Raw genomic sequence first — 18,027 nt, 5'->3', positions numbered from 1 at the left:
GGCGTGACAGGAGTCTGGACACGTCCCCTTGACGGCGGGACGATGCGCCAGTACCGGACCGCTCAAGGGGGAATGCCATGTCCGGCATGAGTGTGGATCCTTACTGGGAGCTCACGTTCGACGCCGACGGGGACGTCGACGCGGGCGAGCGCGACGCCCTGATACGCGGGGCCACCGACGCGGGCCTGACCGATCTGGTGGTCTTCGCGCACGGCTGGAACAACGACAGGCCGACGGCCACGCGCCTCTACTCCCGCTTCTTCGAGCCCTTCCCGGGCCTGCTCGCCGGCGCGCCCGGCGCCCGCGTGGGCTACGCGGGCGTGATCTGGCCGTCCATGCGCTTCCCGGGGGAGCCCATTCCCGACTTCCCGTCGGCGACGGCGGCGGGCGCCCCCGACGACGTCCCCGCCCCGCCCGCACTCGACGCCGCCACGCGCGAGGCCCTCGTCAGGACCCTGCCGTGCGAGCAGGCCGTGATGGACCGGCTCGCGCAGCTGGCCGCCGGACAGCCCGACGACCCCGCGCGCCTGGAGGAGTTCGTCTCCCTCGTGCGCGGCCTCGCCCCCGCCCCGGTGCAGGGAGCCGCAGCGGTCCCGCACGAGCCGGAGGACGGGGATGCCGAGCCCTATCTGCTGACCGGTGACGCCCAGGAGGTGTGCGAGGCCTTCGCCTCCGCCCTGGGGCACATGGGCGCCCTGCCGCCCGCCTTCCTCGGCGGCGGCCTGAAGCGGCTGTGGGGAGGCGCCCTCGAAGTACTGCGGCAGATGTCGTACTACACGATGAAGAAACGCGCGGGCACGGTCGGAGAGAAGGGCCTCGGGCCCGCGCTCGCCCTGCTGTCCGCCTCCGCCCCCGCCCTGCGCGTGCACCTGGCGGGGCACAGCTTCGGCGCGCGCCTGGTGTCGTTCGCGCTGCGCGGCCTGCCCGACGACAGCGGCTGCCTGGCCGGCGTGACCCTGCTCCAGGGCGCCTTCTCCCACTACGCGTTCTCCTCGCGCCTGCCGTTCGACACCGGCCAGGGCGGGGCGCTCGACGGGCTCCACCGGCGCGTCCGCGGCCCGCTGGTGTCCTGTTACTCCAGCCACGACTCGGCCCTGGGCGTCCTCTACCCGCTCGCGTCCCTCGTCTCCCGCCAGGACGACGGCCTGCTCGGCTCCGACGACCCCCGGTGGGGCGCGATCGGCCACGACGGCATCCAGGCGGTGGACCCCTGCGCGCGGCTCGGCCTGGACGAGGTCCTGCGCGGTGCGCTGCCCGGCGAGGGATGCGTGAGCGTGGACGCCTCCTCCGTGGTCGCGCGCGGCGGCCCTCCGTCCGGCGCGCACAGCGACATCTGCCACGAGGAGCTCGCCCGCGTCATCCTGCTGGCCGGCCGGCTCCTGCATCCGTGAACGAAAGGTGAGCGGACAGTGAGGATCCGCCACCTTCGCGCGTTCCCACATCCCCGCGCGACTTCGGGGTAGCAGAGCGGAGTCGGCTGCGCACTGCGGCCGATGGATCCGAATGGCGATGAGTTACGTCCCTTCCATGTCGATCCGAGTCCGCGCTGTCGGAGGTGGGATGCAGTGGCAGGTTTCAGAGCACTCGCACGAGAGGTGCGCAATCCACGGAACACCATCGCCTTGCGGCGGACCTCCCTGCGCAAGTGCCTTGAGCGCTTCGCCCCGTACGGCCACCGGGCGACCTGGCACCACCTGTGCGACCTGGCCGGGATGGACCCCGCCGACCGGGCCCCCGACCCGGCCCGGCTGGTCGTGGCGCTGACGGAGCTGGAAGAGGCCCGCGCGGTCTGGCTCGCCTACGAGGCCGGGTTCGCCGACCGCCGCAAGCGCGAGAAGCACGACGGCATCCGGCAGCCCGCCGCCGTCGACGCCTGGCACCGCCACACCTGGGGCGGCTGCGACATCGTGCCCTGCGTCAGCCCCACGGCCTACCCGGCCGCACGCCTGTCCGACGTGCTGCGCCGGGTGATCACCGCCATGGAGTCCGAGCCCGGGGACGTCTGCCCCGTCTGCTCGCAGGACCGCCTCGAATGGCGCCCCGACCTGGACCGCTGCCCCGCGCAGGGCCCCGTCTGCGCGGACTGCGGCATCGTGGTGCCGGCTCCCGTACTCACCGCGGGGGCGCTGGCCGCGGCGCGCCGCCGGGTGCTGGAGGACCGGTACGCGGCGGTGTGAGGCGGGGCGCCGCAAAGACCGCAAAGAGCGCGAGGGCCGCGGGGACAGCGAGGACCGCGAGGGCCGCGAGGAACAGGTCCGCAGGAAACGGACCGGCAAGCGCACAGGCAGAGCCGAGAGGCCGGGAACAGGGTGTCCGCCGTCGGCCGGTGGTGCGAGGATGCAGCGCACGGCTCACCGGTTCGAGGAGAAGGCGGACGGCATGGCGCAGTTGCACGACCTGACCGCGTTGGAGCAGGGGGAGGCGGTGCGGACGGGGCGCGTGTCGCCCGTCGAGCTGACCGAGCACTACCTGGAGCGCATCGGACGGCTCGACGCCACCGTCGGGGCCTTCGTCACCGTCACCCCCGATACCGCGCGCAAGCAGGCGGCCGACGCCGAGAGCGCGGCCTCGGCCGCCCGGCGCGAAGGCCGCACACTGCCGCCGCTGCACGGTGTGCCCGTGCCGGTCAAGGACCTCAATCAGGTCGCCGGCGTGCGCTGGACCATGGGCTCGGCGGCGATGGCCGAGCACGTCGCGCCCGTGGACGACCACGTGGTGACCAAGCTGCGCGAGGCGGGCACGGTCCTGCTGGGCAAGACCAACACCCCCGAGTTCGGCCTGCCCGCCCACACCGAGAACGCCGTGGCGCCGCCCGCCCGCACCCCGTGGGACCTCGGCCGGTCGGCCGGCGGGTCGAGCGGCGGGGCGGCCGCAGCGGTCGCCGCGGGGCTCGCGCCGCTGGCGCACGCGAGCGACGGCGGCGGCTCCATCCGCATCCCGGCTTCCGCGTGCGGCCTGTTCGGCATCAAGCCCAGCCGCGGCCGCGTGAGTTCCGGCCCGGTCCTGTACGACGTGACCGGCCTGGGCAGCTCCGGGCCCCTGGCCCGTACCGTCGCGGACGCGGCCGCGCTCCTCGACGTCCTCGCGGGGCCGATGCCCGGCGACCCCTACGCGGCGCCCGCGCTCCCGCCCGGCGAGACCTTCACCGGCCACGCCCGGCGCGCCCCGGGCCGGCTGCGCATCGCCCACATCACGGAGGCCCCGATCCCGGGTGTCGAGGTGCACCCCGAGTGCCGGCGGGCCGCGGAGGAGACGGCCGGCCTGCTGCGGGAACTCGGGCACGAGGTCGAGGAGTTGACGCTCCCCGCCGACGAGGCCCTCGGCCGGGCCTTCATCACCGTGTGGGAGGTGCTGTCGACGCTCGCGCCCGTACCGCCGGGCCGTGAGGAGCACTTGATGCCCCTCACCCGGCACCTGCGCGAGCGCGGCGCCCGTGTCACCGGGACGCAGTTCGCAGCCGCCCTGTACCGGATGCGCGCCATCGGCCGGCTCGTCGCCGAGGCCCTCCAGGCGCCCGGCACCGGCTACGACGTGCTCCTGTCACCCACCCTCGCCCAGCTGCCGCTGCCCGTGGGCGCCCTGCGCAACGACGACGACCCGGAGGGGGAGTTCGCCTCCCTCGTCGGCTTCACGCCCTTCACCCCGCTGTACAACGCGACCGGGCAGCCCGCCGTGAGCGTTCCGCTGCACTGGACGCCCGAGGGCCTGCCCGTCGGGGTCATGCTCGGCGGCCGCTACGGCGACGAGGCCACGCTCATCTCGCTCTCCGCGCAGCTGGAGGAGGCCCGCCCGTGGGCCGGCCGGCGGCCCGCCGTGTGGTGAGGCGGAGCGGGCCGGAGCGGGACGTGCCGGACGGCGTGCGGCTTCGCGGCCCCGGTGGACCGGGGCCGCGGCCTCAGCGTTCGACCAGCAGGCGCGAGCCCGCGCCCCGCAGGCCGTTGAGGTCGTCCGGGTTGGACAGCGCGCAGTTCTCCAGCGACAGGCAGCCGCAGCCGATGCAGTCGTCCAGGTGGTCGCGCAGCCTGGCCAGCTGCGTGATGCGCTGCTCCAGCTCGCCGCGCCAGGTCTCCGACAGCCGCGCCCAGTCCTCGTGGTTCGGGGTGCGCTCGTCGGGCAGCTCGGAGAGCGCCACACGGATCGTGGCGAGCGGGATGCCGACGCGCTGCGCGGCCCGGATGAAGGCGACGCGCCGCAGCGCGTCACGGTCGTAGCGCCGCTGGTTGCCGGACGTGCGGCGGCTGCTGATCAGGCCCTTGGTCTCGTAGAAGTGCAGAGCGGAGACCGCCGCGCCGCTGCGCGCGGACAGCTGACCGACGGTGAGTTCCTGGACCTTGTTCGAAATCTGCGGCACAGCTCAGACCTTACGTGACCGGCGGGCCCCGGCATTGAGACGACGGCCACACCACAGGCCACGGCGCCCCCTGGTACGCCTTGCGCCCGCGGCGTTAGCTTGGGACCACAGCTGTGGGGGACCCGAGCTGTAGGACCCCAGCTGTAGGACCCCAGCTGTGGGGACCTTTGATTCCGCTTCCGCGAGGAGACGACCAGTGAGCGCGCAGGACGGCATGTACATCGACGGAAGCTGGCGGCCCGCCGCGGGGAGCGGCACGATCGAGGTCGTGAACCCGGCCGACGAACAGGTCATCGCCACCGTCCCCGCCGGAGACGCCCGGGACGTCGATGCGGCCGTCCGCGCGGCCCGTGCGGCGCTGCCCGGCTGGGCGGCCACCCCGCCCGCGCGGCGCGGCGAGTACCTCGCCGCCCTGCGCGACGTGCTCGCCGCCCGGCAGGAGGAGATCGTCGCGACCGTCACGGCCGAGCTCGGCGCGCCCACGGGCTTCGCCACACGGGTGCACACGGGGCTGCCGATCGCCGTCGCCGGCTCGTACGCCGAGATCGCCGCGAGCCACCCCTTCGAGGAGCGGATCGGCACCTCCACGGTGCTGCACGAGCCGGTGGGCGTCGTCGGCGCCATCACGCCCTGGAACTATCCGCTCCACCAGATCGTGGCCAAGGTCGCCCCGGCGCTCGCCGCGGGCTGCACGGTCGTCGTCAAGCCCGCCGAGGACACGCCGCTGACCGCCCGGCTCTTCGCCGCGTGCGTCCATGAGGCCGGGATCCCCGCGGGCGTCTTCAACCTCGTCACCGGGCTCGGCCCGGTCGCCGGCCAGGCGCTCGCCGAGCACCCCGGCGTCGACCTCGTCTCCTTCACCGGCTCGACGGCCGTGGGCAAGCGCATCGGCGCGATCGCCGGTGCGGCCGTCAAGCGCGTCGCCCTCGAACTGGGCGGCAAGTCCGCCAACGTCATCCTGCCGGGGGCGGACCTCGCGAAGGCGATCGCCGCCAACGTCGCCGACGTGTGCCGCAACACCGGCCAGTCCTGCAACGCCCTCACCCGTACGCTCGTCCACGCCGACCAGTACGAGGAGGCCGTCGCCCTCGCGGCGGCGGCGGTCGCGGAGTTCGTGCCGGGCGACCCCACGGATCCCGCGGTCCGGGTCGGCCCCGTCGTCAACGCCAAGCAGCACGCGCGCGTGCGCGGCTACATCGACAAGGGCATCGAGGAGGGCGCGCGCCTCGTGGCGGGCGGCCCGGCCGTCCCGGAGGGCCGGGACAAGGGCTACTACGTCGCCCCGACGGTCTTCGCCGACGTCACCCCGGAGATGACCATCGCCCGGGAGGAGATCTTCGGGCCGGTCCTCTCCTTCATCAAGTACGAGGACGAGGAGGAGGCCCTCCGGATCGCCAACGGCACCGTCTACGGGCTCGCCGCCGCGGTCTGGGCCGCCGACGAGGAGCGGGCCGCCGCCTTCGCGCGGCGCCTGGAGGCGGGACAGGTGGAGGTCAACGGCGGCCGGTTCAACATCCTGGCGCCCTTCGGCGGCTACAAGGAGTCGGGCGTCGGCCGCGAGATGGGCGTCCACGGCCTGGGGGAGTACCTCCAGACGAAGTCGCTCCAGTTCTGATTCCGATTCTGATTCCGACCGGTTCCGCAACCCCGACCCTCTCGCGCCGCAGAAAGAGGAATGGCATGGTCCGCGCCGCCGTACTGCCCGCCGTGGGTGCACCGCTGCAGCTAGCCGAGATCGACCTGCCCGCGCCCGGACCCGGCCAGGTGCGGATCCGCCTCGCCGCGGCCGGGGTCTGCCACTCCGACCTCTCGCTCTCCAACGGGACGCTGCGCCAGCCCGTGCCCGCCGTCCTCGGTCACGAGGGCGCGGGCCGCATCATCGCGGTGGGCGAGGGGGTGACCCATGTGGCGCCGGGCGACCTGGTCGTCCTCAACTGGGCCCCCTCCTGCGGCGGATGCCACTTCTGCGGGCTCGGAGAGCCCTGGCTGTGCGCGGGCTCCGCAGCCGCCGCCACGCTCCCGTACGCGAGCCTCGCCGCCGACGGCAGCGCGCTCTACCCGGGCCTCGGCACGGCCGTCTTCGCCGAGGAGACCGTCGTCCGGGCGGACGCGGCCATCCCGCTCCCCGAGGGGATCCCGCCCGTGGAGGCGGCCCTGCTGGGTTGCGCGGTGCTCACCGGATACGGCGCGGTGCACCACTCCGCGCGGGTGCGCGCGGGCGAGTCGGTCGCGGTGTACGGCGTGGGCGGGGTCGGCCTGGCCACCCTGCAGTCCGCGCGGATCGCCGGAGCGGGCACGATCGTCGCCGTGGACGTCTCCCCGGAGAAGGAGGAGCTGGCCCGGGCCGCCGGCGCCACCGAGTTCGTCGTCGCGAGCGCGGAGACGGCCAAGGCCGTCCGGGGGCTCACCGGCGGCCAGGGCGCGGACGTCGCCATCGAGTGCGCCGGGCGGGCCGATGCGATCCGTACGGCCTGGTCGTCGACGCGCAAGGGCGGCCGTACCACCGTCGTCGGCATCGGCGGCATGGACCAGCAGGTGACGTTCTCCGCGCTGGAGCTGTTCTACTTCGGGCGGACGCTCTCGGGCTGCGTCTACGGCAACAGCGATCCCGCGAAGGACCTGCCCGTCATCGCCGGGCACGTGCGCGCCGGCCGCTTCGATCTGTCCGCCCTGGTGACGGCGCGGATCGGCCTGGACGGCATCGCCGGCGCCTTCGAGGCGATGCTCGCGGGGCGGGGAGGGCGGTCGCTGGTGGTGTTCTCCGAGGAGGCGTAGAGGGGGCGTAGAGGCGGAGTAGAGGAGCGCAGAGGAGGCGTAGGCGGGCGGCTGCGCTCAGCCGTCCGGAGAATGCCACTGCGGCGAGGGCAGCTGGATCAGCACGAGGACGAAGCCGGCCAGCAGGAAGTTCCGCCCGGCGGCCTCCAGGCCGTTCCACTTCTGGGACTGCCACATGGCGAACCACTCGCCGCCGATGCCGATGAAGCCCGCCCCGAACAGCAGCAGAACCATCACCAGCCCCAGCGTGCTCACCCGCCGCGCGCGCCGGTAGCCGGCGCCCCGCCTCGTGAGGCCGCGCGTCCACAGGACCGTCGCGGCCACCAGCACCACGGCGGCCAGCGTCTCCCAGATGATGATCGCGACGTAGGCGATGTCCTGCAGAGTGCGGTCCGTGACGGCCCGCCACATCAGGTCGTCGTCCTCGAAGGTCGTGTCCATTGCCAGGACGTGGCGGACGAACTCCCGGTTCGTACCGAAGTCGGTGATGTTGCCGAAGGCCACCAGCGCCATGTAGAGCGCCACGGTGGCGGTCAGGGCGGCCGCCGCGAACGGCAGCCCTCCCAGCCCCACGGAGTCCCTCGGGCCCTTCCACCTGGCAGCCATGCGATACCCCCCGGTTCCTCCGCGCGTATAGACATATGTCTGCCCACTGGATATATGTCTGCCCGCCTGCGCGGCCGGTACGCGGGGAACCGCCCTCCGTGCTAGCGGTACCGCCGCAACTCCCGTCGCGCCAGTGACCGCTGATGCACCTCGTCCGGCCCGTCCGCCAAGCGCAGCGTCCGCGCCGCCGCCCACAGCTCGGCCAGCGGGAAGTCCTGGCCCACGCCGCCCGCCCCGTGCAGCTGGACGGCCCGGTCGATGATGCCGGCGACCGTCCGCGGGGTGGCGATCTTGATGGCCTGGATCTCGGTGTGGGCGCCGCGGTTGCCGACGGTGTCCATCAGCCACGCCGTCTTGAGCACCAGCAGCCGCAGCTGCTCCACCGCCACCCGCGAGTCGGCGATCCACTCCTGCACGACGCCCTGCGCGGCCAGCGGCTTGCCGAAGGCCGTACGGTCCAGGGCGCGCCGGCACATCAGCTCGATCGCCCGCTCGGCCATCCCGATCAGCCGCATGCAGTGGTGGATGCGGCCCGGGCCGAGGCGCGCCTGGGCGATGGCGAAACCGCCGCCCTCCTCGCCGACGAGGTTCGCCGCGGGCACCCGTACGCCGTCGAAGAGGACCTCGGCGTGGCCGCCGTGGTAGTGGTCCTCGTAGCCGTAGACCCGCATGGCGCGGCGGACCTGCAGGCCCGGCGTGTCCCGGGGGACCAGCACCATCGACTGCTGCCGCCGCGGATCTTCGCCGTCCGGATCGGTCTTCCCCATGACGATGAAGATCTCGCAGGCGGGGTTCATGGCACCGGAGATGTACCACTTGCGGCCGTCGATGACGTAGTCGTCGCCGTCGCGCACGATGCGGGTCTCGATGTTCGTGGCGTCCGAGGAGGCGACCTCCGGCTCGGTCATCGCGAACGCCGACCGGATCCGGGCCTCGAGCAGCGGTTCCAGCCAGCGCTTGCGCTGCTCCTCGGTGCCGAACTGGGCGAGCAGCTCCATGTTCCCGGTGTCGGGGGCCGCGCAGTTGAGGGCGGTGGGGGCCAGCTGCGGGCTGCGGCCGGTGATCTCGGCGAGCGGCGCGTACTGGAGGTTGGTCAGCCCGGCGCCGTACTCGCCGTCAGGCAGGCCGTGCTGGTTTGCAAGAAACAGGTTCCACAGCCCCCGCCGCCGCGCCTCCGCCTGGAGTTCCGCGACGACCGGCGGCGCCGTCCACGGGTCGGCGAGCGCGGCCCGCTGCTCCTCGGCGACGGCCTCGGCCGGGTGCACGTGCTCGTCCATGAACGCGAGCAGGCGCCCGCGCAGTTCCTCGGTGCGCGCGTCGAAAGCGAAGTCCATGCCCGTCAGCCCTTCCGCAGGGTGGTGAGTCCGTTGTCGATGAAGAGCGGGACGAGCTGCCCGATGCGGTCGAAGCCTGCGCCGACGGTCTGCCCGAGGGTGTAGCGGTAGTGGATGCCCTCCAGGATCACGGCGAGCTTGAAGTAGGCGAAGGCCGTGTACCAGGGCAGCGCGGAGACGTCCCGGCCGGAGCCGGCCGCGTAGCGTTCGACGATCTCGGCGGGGTCGGGATGCCCGGGTGCGTCGCGCGTGGTGCTGACGGGGGAGCCGGGGACGGGCTCCTGCTCGCTGTACATCACCAGCAGGCCCAGGTCGGTCAGCGGGTCGCCGAGGGTGGACATCTCCCAGTCGAGGACGGCCTTCACTTCGTCGTCGGCGCCCACGAGGACGTTGTCGAGCCGGAAGTCGCCGTGCACGACGGTGGCCGCGGGGGAAGTGGGCAGGGCCCCGGCCAGGGCGGAGTGCAGCGCGTCGATGCCGGGCAGCTCGCGGTTGCGGGAGGCCTCCAGCTGCTTGCCCCAGCGCCGCAACTGCCGCTCCAGGAAGCCGTCCGGGCGCCCGAAGTCCGCGAGCCCGGCCGCCTCCGGGTCGACGGCGTGCAGGCGGACGAGCGTGTCGGCGAGGCCGAGCACGACCTGCCGGGTGCGCCCGGGCCCGATCGCGGCGAGCTGCGCGGCCGTGCGGTACGGCGTGCCCTCCACGAACTCCATGACGTAGAAGGGCGATCCGAGGACGCTCTCGTCCTCGCACATCAGCACCGTCTCCGGCACCGGCACCGCCGTCCGCTGCAGGGCGCTGATGACCCGGTGTTCGCGCCGCATGTCGTGGGCGGTGGCGAGCACGTGCCCGAGCGGCGGGCGCCGCACCACCCAGCGGCCGGTGCCGTCGGTGACGGAGTAGGTGAGGTTGGAGCGGCCGCCTTCGATCAACTCGGCCGCCAGCGGCCCCTTCATGAGCCCGGGCCGCTCCCGCTCCAGATGGGCGCGCAGCCGCTCCGGGTCGAGTCCCGGGGGGTTGCTCCTGCCGGTCGAGCTCATCGAGTGCTCCTCCACGCGTCGTGGGAACCCGCCGCCGGGCGACTGTCCCGGATCATCATGCCGACCAGTCGGTATGGCGTCCAGGGTGCGCCGGGCGCGGACTTCCTGCGCGTGGCAACCCCCTGCGTGTGGCAACCCCCTGCGCGTGGCAACTCCCTACGCGTGGCAGGACATCGGGCGTCCGCCGTTCATCGTCGTCATGTCGGCGATGACGGCCGGCATGTCGAGCGGTGCGGCCAGGGGGCGGTCGCCCTCCAGTTCGGCGTAGGCGCGGTGCAGGTTGGCCACGAGGCGCTCGCTCTCGCGCAGCTGCGCGAACTCGCCGAGGTCGGCGCGGCGGGCGGCCTCCAGCGGGGTGCGGCCGGCGGCGTGCTCGGTGCGGGCCAGCCCCTGCAGCCAGCGGAAGTAGCGCTCGATGACGTCGTAGGCGCCGGGGTCGGTGACCGGTCCGTGGCCGGGCACGACGGTCTCGGCGCCGAGGCCGCGCAGCACCTCCAGGGAGTGCAGCGAGCCCGCGAGGGAGCCCATCAGGAGGAAGGGGGTGCCGCCGTTGAAGACGAGGTCGCCGGTGAAGACGATGCGGTGCTGCGGCAGCCAGGCGATGGTGTCGCCGGTGGTGTGCGCGGGGCCCGGGTGGATCAGCTCGACCTCGGTGTCGCCCACGTGCAGCGAGAGGGTGTCGGTGTAGGTGACCTCGGCGGGGGTGATCCGGACGTCGCCGTACTCGACCCACGGCCAGATGCCGTGCAGCTGCAGGCCTGCGGCGAGGGTCTCGCGGCGGCACTCGCGGTGGCCGACGACCGTCGCCTCCGGGAAGACGCAGTTGCCGTAGGTGTGGTCGCCGTGGTGGTGGGTGTTGACGATGGTCGAGGGCAGGGGCGCGCCGCCGTCGGTGACGGCGTCGCGCAGCAGCCGCGCGCGGCGTTCGGTCGCGGCGGTGTCGATCAGCGCCGTCCGGCCGCCGCCGGTCACGATCCCCGCGTTGTTCAGGCACCAGCCCCCGTCGGGCTGGACGAACGCCGTGACCCCGGGGGCGAGGCCGACGGTGTAGGGCTCGGCCGGCTCCGCGGCGCCGACGGGCGCGACCGGGCTCGTGCTGGACATGGATGACCTCCCCTTGGCTCCGCGCGGGGTGCGCGGATCGGACTGCCCGTCAGAATACGGGCGCCGGGGGAGGGGTGCGGGAGGGGTGCGGAGGGCGCCGGCCGCCGGCGTCCGGGCTCGTCAGCCGCGGTGCTCCAGGCCCGGGCGCAGCCGCTCCAGCAGCCCGTACAGGGTGTTGCGCTCCTCCTCGTCGAGGGTGTCGAGCGCGCTGTGGGTGGCCTGCATCTCGGCGCGCACCCGGCGGATGGTCTCGCGGCCCTCGTCGGTGGCGACGACGTTCTTCACCCGCCGGTCGCCCGGGTCGGGCTCGCGGCGCACCAGGCCGCGGGCCTCCAGGCGGTCCACGATGCCGGTGACGTTGGAGGCGTCGCACACCAGCAGGGTGGCGAGGCCGCGCATCGGGACGGGCCCCTTGAGCTGGGCGAGGAGCTTGGCCTGGACGGAGGTGAGGCCGTGCCGGGCCGCGGCGGCGGCGAAGTCCTGCCACTGGGCGGTGCCGAGCGCGGCGACGAGCTCCAGGAGCTGGGCCTTGGTCGGGGGCGGGAATGCGGTGCCGGTCATGGTTCGAGTGTACTCAAGAGCTTCATGACGTAAATCATTAACTTGACTACCTTAAATATCTCGGCCTACGGTGGAGCAGTTGCTTGATTGCCTCAAGCATCCATGTCCTGAAGCAATGCCCCCAAGCAACGCCGAGCCACTCGAAGGAACACCCCCACCCATGTCCTCCCCAGCGCCCGCCGAGCGGGGTACGCAGCGCAACGAGACGGTCATCGTCTTCGCCCTGAGCCTCGCCGCCATGGTCGTCTCGATGATGCAGACCCTGGTCGTGCCGATCCTCGGCCTCATCCAGAACGACCTGCACACCACCTCCGCGAACGTCAGCTGGGTCACCACCGCGACCCTGCTCTCCGCCGCCGTCTTCACCCCGCTGCTCGGCCGCTTCGGCGATCAGCACGGCAAGAAGAAGACCCTGGTCGGCGTGCTGGTCGTCATGGTCGCCGGGTCCGTCCTCGCCGCCGTCACCCACTCCCTGCTGTGGCTGATCGTCGGCCGGGTGCTCCAGGGCGCCGCCACCGCGATCTTCCCGCTCGCCCTCTCCGTCCTGCGCGAGGAGGTGCGCCCCGCCAAGCTGCCCGGCGCGATGGCCATGGTCAGCGGCACCCTCGCCTTCGGCAGCGGCCTCGCGCTCGTCGCCACCGGCCTGCTCACCTCCGGTGACAACCCCGACTACCGCAGCGCCTTCTGGCTGGCCACCGGCCTCGCCGCGCTCGCCCTGATCGCGGTCGTCACCCTCGTCCCCGCCACCCGCGAGACCACCGGCGGCCGCACCGACGTCCTCGGCGCACTCACCCTGGCCGCCACCCTCGTCCTGCTCCTGCTGCCCATCACCCAGGGTCACGAGTGGGGCTGGTCCTCCGGCCGTACGATCGGCTGCTTCGCGGGTGCCGTCGTGATGGCCGCGGCGTGGACCCTCGTCGAGCGCAAGGTGCGCGAGCCGCTGGTCGACATGAAGATGTTCTCCCACCGCCCCGTGCTCTTCGCCAACATCGCGGGCCTGCTCGTCGGCTTCGGCTCCTTCGCCCTCTTCATCGGCGTCTCCTACCTCGTCCAGATGCCGGAGAAGATCGCCGGATACGGCTTCTCGGCCAGCGTGCTGCGCGCCTCCGTCGAATACCTGCTGCCCAGCACCATCGTCTCGCTGCTCGCCGCGCCCATCGGCGGCCAGCTCGTGCGCCACAAGGGCCCCCGCCTGGTCCTGCTGCTCGCCTCCCTCATCGGCACCGCCGGCTTCGTGTGGATCGCGCTCGACCACGAGCACACGCTCTCCGTGATCGCCGCCGGGATGTTCGTCGGCGCCGCCATCAGCTTCGGGTACGCCGCCATGCCCGCCGTGATCGTCGCGAGCGTCCCGCACCACCAGACCGGCATCGCCAACGGCATCAACTCCATCTCCCGCTCGACCGGCAGCGCCATCGGCAGCGCCATGATCACCACGGTGCTGGCCTCGAAGAGCCTTGAGCACCTGCCGCCGGGTGCGCCCAAGCTGCCCGCCGAGAGCCAGTTCACCCTGACGTTCGTCATCGCCGGGACGGCGTTCATGCTGGTCGCGCTCGTCGCCGGGCTCGGCCTGCGCACGATCCGCGCCCGGCGCACCGAAGTGGCGGGCCACGTCCCCGCGACGGACGCTGAGACCGCACCCGCCTCCGCCTGACCCTGCTAGGAGCACCACCCATGAAGGCCATCAGCTACCGCAGCTACGGAGGGCCCGAGGTCCTGGAGTACGGCGAGATGCCCGACCCCAAGACCGGCCCCGACTCCGTCCTGGTCAAGGTCAAGGCCGCCGCGGTCAACCCCGTCGACTGGAAGGCCCAGGCCGGCTACCTCGAGCCCGCCCTCGACGCGGTCTTCCCCGTCATCCCCGGCTGGGACATGGCCGGCGTCGTGGTCCGGCCCGGCGCCGACGCCCCCGAATTCGCCGAGGGCGACGAGGTCATCGGCTACGTCCGCGAGGACTTCCTCTCCCGCGGCACCTTCGCCGAATACGTCGCCGCACCCGTGCGGACCCTTGCGCGCAAGCCCAAGAACCTCACCTTCGAGCAGGCCGCCGGCCTGCCGCTGGCCGGGCTCACCGCCTACCAGGCGCTGGTCAAGGCGCTGCGGGTGTGGGAGGGCGAGACCGTGCTGATCCACGCGGCGTCCGGCGGCGTCGGCGGCATGGCCGTCCAGATCGCGCGGCACTTCGGCGCGCGCGTCATCGGCACCGCCAGCGAGCGCAACCACGACTACCTGCGCTCGCTCGGCGCGGAGCCCGTCACCTACGGCGAGGGGCTCGCCGAGCGGGTCCGGGCGCTCGCGCCGCACGGCGTCGACGCCGTCCTCGACCTCGCGGGCGGGGAGGCCCTCACGGCCTCGCCCGCGCTGCTCGCCCACGGCGGCCGGCTCGCCTCCATCGCGGACCCGGCCGTCCTCGGCCACGGCGGCCGCTACGTCTTCGTCCGCCCCGACGCCTCCGACCTCACGGCCCTGTCGGACCTGGCCGAGAGCGGCGCGCTCACGGTGGAGGTGGCGGAAGTCTTCCCCCTGGAACGCACGGCGGACGCCCAGCGCCTGAGCGCGGCGGGCCACACCCGCGGCAAGATCATCGTCACGATGGACTAGCCCCGGGGGCGTCTCCAGGGAGAGGCACCCGACGGCGCCGCCCGGGCCGGGCGGCACAGCTCCTGACGCGGCTCACCATGCCTCCGCCGCAGCGGCGAGCAACCCCCGCGGCGCAGTCCGGCGGTGCCGTCCCGGCCGGTGGTGCGGGTCGGTGTCGCTCCGGCCGGTGGTCCGGGCTAGGCGGTGCCGAACCGGCCGGTGGTCCGGGCCTGGCGGTGCCGCCCCTGACGCGGCCCGGGGCGTCCGGCACTGCCGGGCACCATGCCCCCCGCCGCGGCGGGGGGCAACCCCCGCGGCGGGGTCCGGCGGTGCCGTCCCGGCCGGTGGTGCGGGTCGGTGCCGCTCCGGCCGGTGGTCCGGGCCTGGCGGTGTCGTTCCTGACGTGGCTCGGGGCGTCTGGCCCTGCCGGGCGCCATGCTTCCGCCGCGGCGGCGAGCAACCCCCGCGGCGGGGTCCGGCGGTGCCGTCCCGGCCGGTGGTCCGGGTCCGGCGGTGCCGCTCCTGAGGCGGCTCGGGGCGACCGGCACTGCCGGGCACCGTGCCTCCGCCGCAGCGGCAAGCGACCCCCGCGGGCGGGGCGCCCCGCCGGAGCGGTGGGTGGTCCCGGCCACGTCAGGGACGGGCCCCGCCGCCAGGCGACCCGCGTCAGCGATCCCGCAAGCGCCGGTACGCCTCCAAGCCGTCCGGTACCCACTCCCACTCCCCGAGGCGCCCTTCCAGCTCCTCCTCGGAGAGGAACGCGTGCCAGGCCACTTCCGACACCTGTGGCCTCACCGGAAGCTCGCACCGGACCTCGTACACCGCCGACCACCACGAGCCCCCCGGCCCCTCGTACAGGAACCGGAACAGCGGGGCCGGGGCCGGCAGGCCCGAGACGCCCAGTTCCTCCTCGGCCTCCCGCAGCGCCGCCTCGTCGTACGACTCGCCCGCCCCCACGACCCCGCCCACGAACATGTCGTAGCGCGAGGGGAAGACCAGCTTTCCGGGCGTGCGCCGGTGGACGAAGATCCGCCCCCGGGCGTCCCGGGCGAGGACGAACACGCAGCGGTGGCGCAGCCCCAGGGCGTACGACTCGCCGCGCGCGGCCTGCCCCACCACGCGGTCCTGCTCGTCGACGATGTCCAGCAGCTCGTCCGCCGGCGCCGGCGGCGGTGTCTGATCGCTCATGCCCCCATGAAAGCAGCGCCTCCATGAAAGCAGCGCCCCCATGGAAGCGGCGCCCCCATGAACGCAGCGCCCCCATGAGAAGGGCGCGCCCCGGGCCGACCGGTCAGTGCGGCTGCAAGTCGCGCACGCGATCGAACTCCGAGCTCCCCGACGGCATCGCCGGGTGCCGCCCGATCAGCACGATGCCGATCACGATGGCGACCAGGCCGGCGGCCTCCCAGGCCAGCGCCCCGGGCGAGGTGTCCAGCCGGTCGCCCAGGAAGCCCACGCCGCAGGCGATCCCCGCCAGCGGCTGCGCGGCGGTCAGCGCGGGCAGGGACAGCCGCAGCGGCGCCGTCTCGAAGGCGCTCTGGACGAACACGAGCGCCGTCACGCCGAGGACGAGCACCCCGTACGGTTGCCAGCTCAGGAAGAACGTCGTCCAGCCGCCCTCGGACAGCCGTTCGCCGCTGACGCGCGTAAGGGCGTCCTGGACCCCGTAGAGCAGCCCGGCGGCCACCCCCAGGAGCGGCGCCTCGACACTCATCCGTACGCGCTTGGAGACCGCCGCCATCGCGAGCGCGCCGCCCACCATCACCCCGATGATCAGCCAGTGCCGCAGGGGATCGGTGACGGTGTCGCCGCCGTGCGGCCGGCCCGCGACGATGAACGCCGCGACACCGCCGGCCAGCAGCCACAGCCCGCCCCAGCCCGTACGGCCCAGGGGCTGGCGGGTCTGCCACCGGGAGAGGGCCATGGCGAACAGCAGGTTCGTCGCGAGCAGGGGCTCGACCAGCGAGACCTCGCCCTGGCCCAGCGCGATCGCGCCGAGCCCCATGCCGCACACCATCATCCCGATGCCGGCCAGCCAGCGCGGCATCCGCACGAGGTCGACCAGCAGCCGCAGGGAGAGGAAGTCGCTCATCGGGGCCCGCTGCGCGGCGTTCTGCTGGAGGACGAAGCCGATGCCCAGGCAGCAGGCCGCGCTCACGGCGAAGGCGAAGACCAACACGTCGCGCACCTCAAGACCACTCGGTCGTCGGGGACTTGACAGAAAAACGATAGCCGCCTTGTGGGCGGTGTGACGGCCGAGTACCCCTCTTTCGGGCGGCCATCCCCTCCAACGGTCGACACCGGCCGGGAGTGCCCCCCTATGGCTCGAACAGTCGTTCGTCGACAAGGTGACCGACTGGCTGAGTGTCGCCCTCCGCGGCGCCTCCGGGCTGCCCACAGGTCGGCGTGACGGAAGGGGGTGCAGGTGCGCGGAGGGGCTGAAGTGGCCTCCGGGATGCGGGGGAGTGAATGGCGGTAACCGGAACTGACGGTATGTGAGTTGATGATGTGTCAGCCTCAAGATCGGGTCTTGACTCGGAGCCGTGACTACCGCTTTGCTGTGCGTGACTGACGTGGATGAATGCGGACGCCCCGACCCGGCGGCCGGAGGGGACGTACGCCGTGGAGGAAGCCCGCAGATGACGCCCCCGCGACCCCTTGGGAAGGCGGCCCGGGCTGCTTCCCGCCCCCGGAACAAGGACGGAGCGGCCTTCGACCCCGCCCTCGACGACGCCGAACTGGCCACCGTCCGTGACGCCCTGGCGCGCGGCCGCTGGACCGAGGCCCGCAACCTGCTCGCCGAGACCGGCGACGACTGGGACCGCCGGGGCCACCGCCTCGTCGTCCTCGCCGAAGGCCCCTCCAGCGTCGCCTGGGCCCGCGAGTGGCAGCTCGCCGAGCCCGACAGCCCGGACGCCGCCGCCCTCCTCGCCTGCGCCACCGTCTTCCGCGCCGTGAGCGGCAAGGACAGCCCCGAGACGGCGCGCGCAGCCTGCCTGGTGGCCGCCAGGATGGCCCCCACCGACCCCTCGCCCTGGCTCGCCGTCCTCATCCTCGCCCGCCGCACCGGCACCGACGACGAGCGCGTCCGCGCCTTCGACCAGGTCCGCGCCCGCCACCGCGACCACCACCACGCCCACCACCTCATGGCCGCGTGCCTGGCCGAGCACCAGACCGGCGACCGCGACGACCCCCTGCACGAGGTCTACGACTTCGCCGCCTGGGCCGCCGAACAGGCCCCCGCGGACTCGCCCTTGGCCGTGCTCCCCGTCGTCGCCCACGCCGAGCGCTACCGCGTCCTCGCCCGCTCCGGCGTCGAGCCCGGCGACCCCGCCCGCTCCGGCCACTGGACCAGCCGCCGCGCCCGCCAGGTGATGAAGGCCGCCTTCGACTGGTGGCTCGAATGGGACGTCGACGACAACACCGACGGCACCGCCCACCCCCGGCGCAAGGTCGACCTGAACTACCTCGCCCACGCCAAGCTCCACGAAGGCCGGCTCGCCGAGGCCGCGGCCCTGCTCACCCGTATAGGACCGCACGCCACCCCCGCCCCCTGGTGCTACCCCGACCGGGACCCCGGGAAGGCCTTCCAGGACGCACGCCGCGCCGCCCTCGGCTCGGCCTGACGCCGCCCGGCCGCGCGTACCCCCCTCCGATCACCCCCCGCTCACCCCATGGG

The 18,027-nt window shown here is 73.7% G+C and carries 16 protein-coding genes; 8 read left to right on the top strand and 8 right to left on the bottom strand.

Going from position 1 to position 18,027, the window contains the following annotated elements:
* Positions 1 to 86: 86 nt before the first annotated feature.
* The 3 genes from IE241_RS26260 (at position 87) to IE241_RS26250 (ending at position 3,822) form a co-directional block, all read left to right on the top strand.
* Positions 87 to 1,391: a serine-threonine protein kinase gene (locus tag IE241_RS26260; RefSeq protein WP_190024295.1), complete on the top strand. Its 1,305-nt coding sequence runs from the start codon at positions 87 to 89 to the stop codon at positions 1,389 to 1,391.
* Between the two features lie 174 nt (positions 1,392 to 1,565).
* On the top strand, positions 1,566 to 2,177 hold the full coding sequence (locus IE241_RS26255) for a hypothetical protein (RefSeq protein ID WP_190024294.1): 612 nt from the start codon (positions 1,566 to 1,568) through the stop codon (positions 2,175 to 2,177).
* A gap of 202 nt (positions 2,178 to 2,379) precedes the next feature.
* Positions 2,380 to 3,822 carry an amidase gene (locus IE241_RS26250; protein WP_190024361.1) on the top strand — a complete coding sequence of 481 codons (1,443 nt, stop codon included), beginning with the start codon at positions 2,380 to 2,382 and terminating at the stop codon, positions 3,820 to 3,822.
* A gap of 73 nt (positions 3,823 to 3,895) precedes the next feature.
* Here IE241_RS26250 and soxR read toward each other — a convergent pair whose 3' ends face one another.
* Complete coding sequence (soxR, locus tag IE241_RS26245; RefSeq protein WP_190024293.1) at positions 3,896 to 4,351, bottom strand: redox-sensitive transcriptional activator SoxR; 456 nt, start codon at positions 4,349 to 4,351, stop codon at positions 3,896 to 3,898.
* Between the two features lie 196 nt (positions 4,352 to 4,547).
* On the opposite strand from soxR, the gene IE241_RS26240 reads away from it, so the two are divergent.
* Both IE241_RS26240 and IE241_RS26235 read left to right on the top strand, forming a co-directional pair.
* The gene (locus IE241_RS26240; protein WP_190024292.1) at positions 4,548 to 5,966 is read left to right on the top strand and encodes an aldehyde dehydrogenase family protein; all 1,419 of its coding nucleotides are present in this window, start codon (positions 4,548 to 4,550) and stop codon (positions 5,964 to 5,966) included.
* Positions 5,967 to 6,031: 65 nt separating this feature from the next.
* Entirely contained in the window at positions 6,032 to 7,126 is a 1,095-nt protein-coding gene (locus tag IE241_RS26235; protein ID WP_190024291.1) for a zinc-binding dehydrogenase, read from the top strand.
* A 57-nt stretch (positions 7,127 to 7,183) separates the two neighbouring features.
* Here the strand turns inward: IE241_RS26235 and IE241_RS26230 are convergent, their stop codons facing one another.
* The 5 genes from IE241_RS26230 to IE241_RS26210 form a co-directional block, all read right to left on the bottom strand.
* Positions 7,184 to 7,732 (bottom strand): DUF2165 domain-containing protein, encoded by a 549-nt coding sequence (locus IE241_RS26230; protein WP_190024290.1) that lies wholly within the window; start codon positions 7,730 to 7,732, stop codon positions 7,184 to 7,186.
* A gap of 101 nt (positions 7,733 to 7,833) precedes the next feature.
* Entirely contained in the window at positions 7,834 to 9,066 is a 1,233-nt protein-coding gene (locus IE241_RS26225; protein WP_190024289.1) for an acyl-CoA dehydrogenase family protein, read from the bottom strand.
* A gap of 5 nt (positions 9,067 to 9,071) precedes the next feature.
* Positions 9,072 to 10,103 (bottom strand): phosphotransferase family protein, encoded by a 1,032-nt coding sequence (locus IE241_RS26220; RefSeq protein WP_190024288.1) that lies wholly within the window; start codon positions 10,101 to 10,103, stop codon positions 9,072 to 9,074.
* A 156-nt stretch (positions 10,104 to 10,259) separates the two neighbouring features.
* Positions 10,260 to 11,207: an MBL fold metallo-hydrolase gene (locus IE241_RS26215; protein WP_190024287.1), complete on the bottom strand. Its 948-nt coding sequence runs from the start codon at positions 11,205 to 11,207 to the stop codon at positions 10,260 to 10,262.
* A gap of 120 nt (positions 11,208 to 11,327) precedes the next feature.
* Positions 11,328 to 11,768, bottom strand: coding sequence for a MarR family winged helix-turn-helix transcriptional regulator (locus tag IE241_RS26210; RefSeq protein WP_190024286.1), 441 nt, complete (start codon positions 11,766 to 11,768; stop codon positions 11,328 to 11,330).
* A 160-nt stretch (positions 11,769 to 11,928) separates the two neighbouring features.
* On the opposite strand from IE241_RS26210, the gene IE241_RS26205 reads away from it, so the two are divergent.
* Both IE241_RS26205 and IE241_RS26200 read left to right on the top strand, forming a co-directional pair.
* Positions 11,929 to 13,422 (top strand): MFS transporter, encoded by a 1,494-nt coding sequence (locus IE241_RS26205; protein WP_190024285.1) that lies wholly within the window; start codon positions 11,929 to 11,931, stop codon positions 13,420 to 13,422.
* 20 nt (positions 13,423 to 13,442) lie between these two features.
* A complete protein-coding gene (locus tag IE241_RS26200) occupies positions 13,443 to 14,369 on the top strand; it encodes an NADP-dependent oxidoreductase (protein WP_190024284.1) in 927 nt (308 codons plus the stop codon).
* A 645-nt stretch (positions 14,370 to 15,014) separates the two neighbouring features.
* On the opposite strand, the gene IE241_RS26195 is transcribed toward IE241_RS26200, so the two are convergent.
* The gene (locus IE241_RS26195) at positions 15,015 to 15,536 is read right to left on the bottom strand and encodes an NUDIX domain-containing protein (RefSeq protein ID WP_190024283.1); all 522 of its coding nucleotides are present in this window, start codon (positions 15,534 to 15,536) and stop codon (positions 15,015 to 15,017) included.
* Positions 15,537 to 15,639: 103 nt separating this feature from the next.
* Positions 15,640 to 16,527, bottom strand: coding sequence for a DMT family transporter (locus IE241_RS26190; RefSeq protein WP_229899817.1), 888 nt, complete (start codon positions 16,525 to 16,527; stop codon positions 15,640 to 15,642).
* Positions 16,528 to 16,987: 460 nt separating this feature from the next.
* Between IE241_RS26190 and IE241_RS26185 the strand changes: the two genes are divergently transcribed.
* The gene (locus IE241_RS26185) at positions 16,988 to 17,974 is read left to right on the top strand and encodes a hypothetical protein (RefSeq protein WP_190024282.1); all 987 of its coding nucleotides are present in this window, start codon (positions 16,988 to 16,990) and stop codon (positions 17,972 to 17,974) included.
* Positions 17,975 to 18,027: the final 53 nt, after the last annotated feature.

Origin of the sequence: Streptomyces hiroshimensis (assembly GCF_014650335.1) — a bacterium.
GTDB lineage: Bacteria > Actinomycetota > Actinomycetes > Streptomycetales > Streptomycetaceae > Streptomyces > Streptomyces hiroshimensis.
Note: the sequence above shows the minus strand (reverse complement) of the source record. Positions and strands in the feature narration are given on the sequence as shown.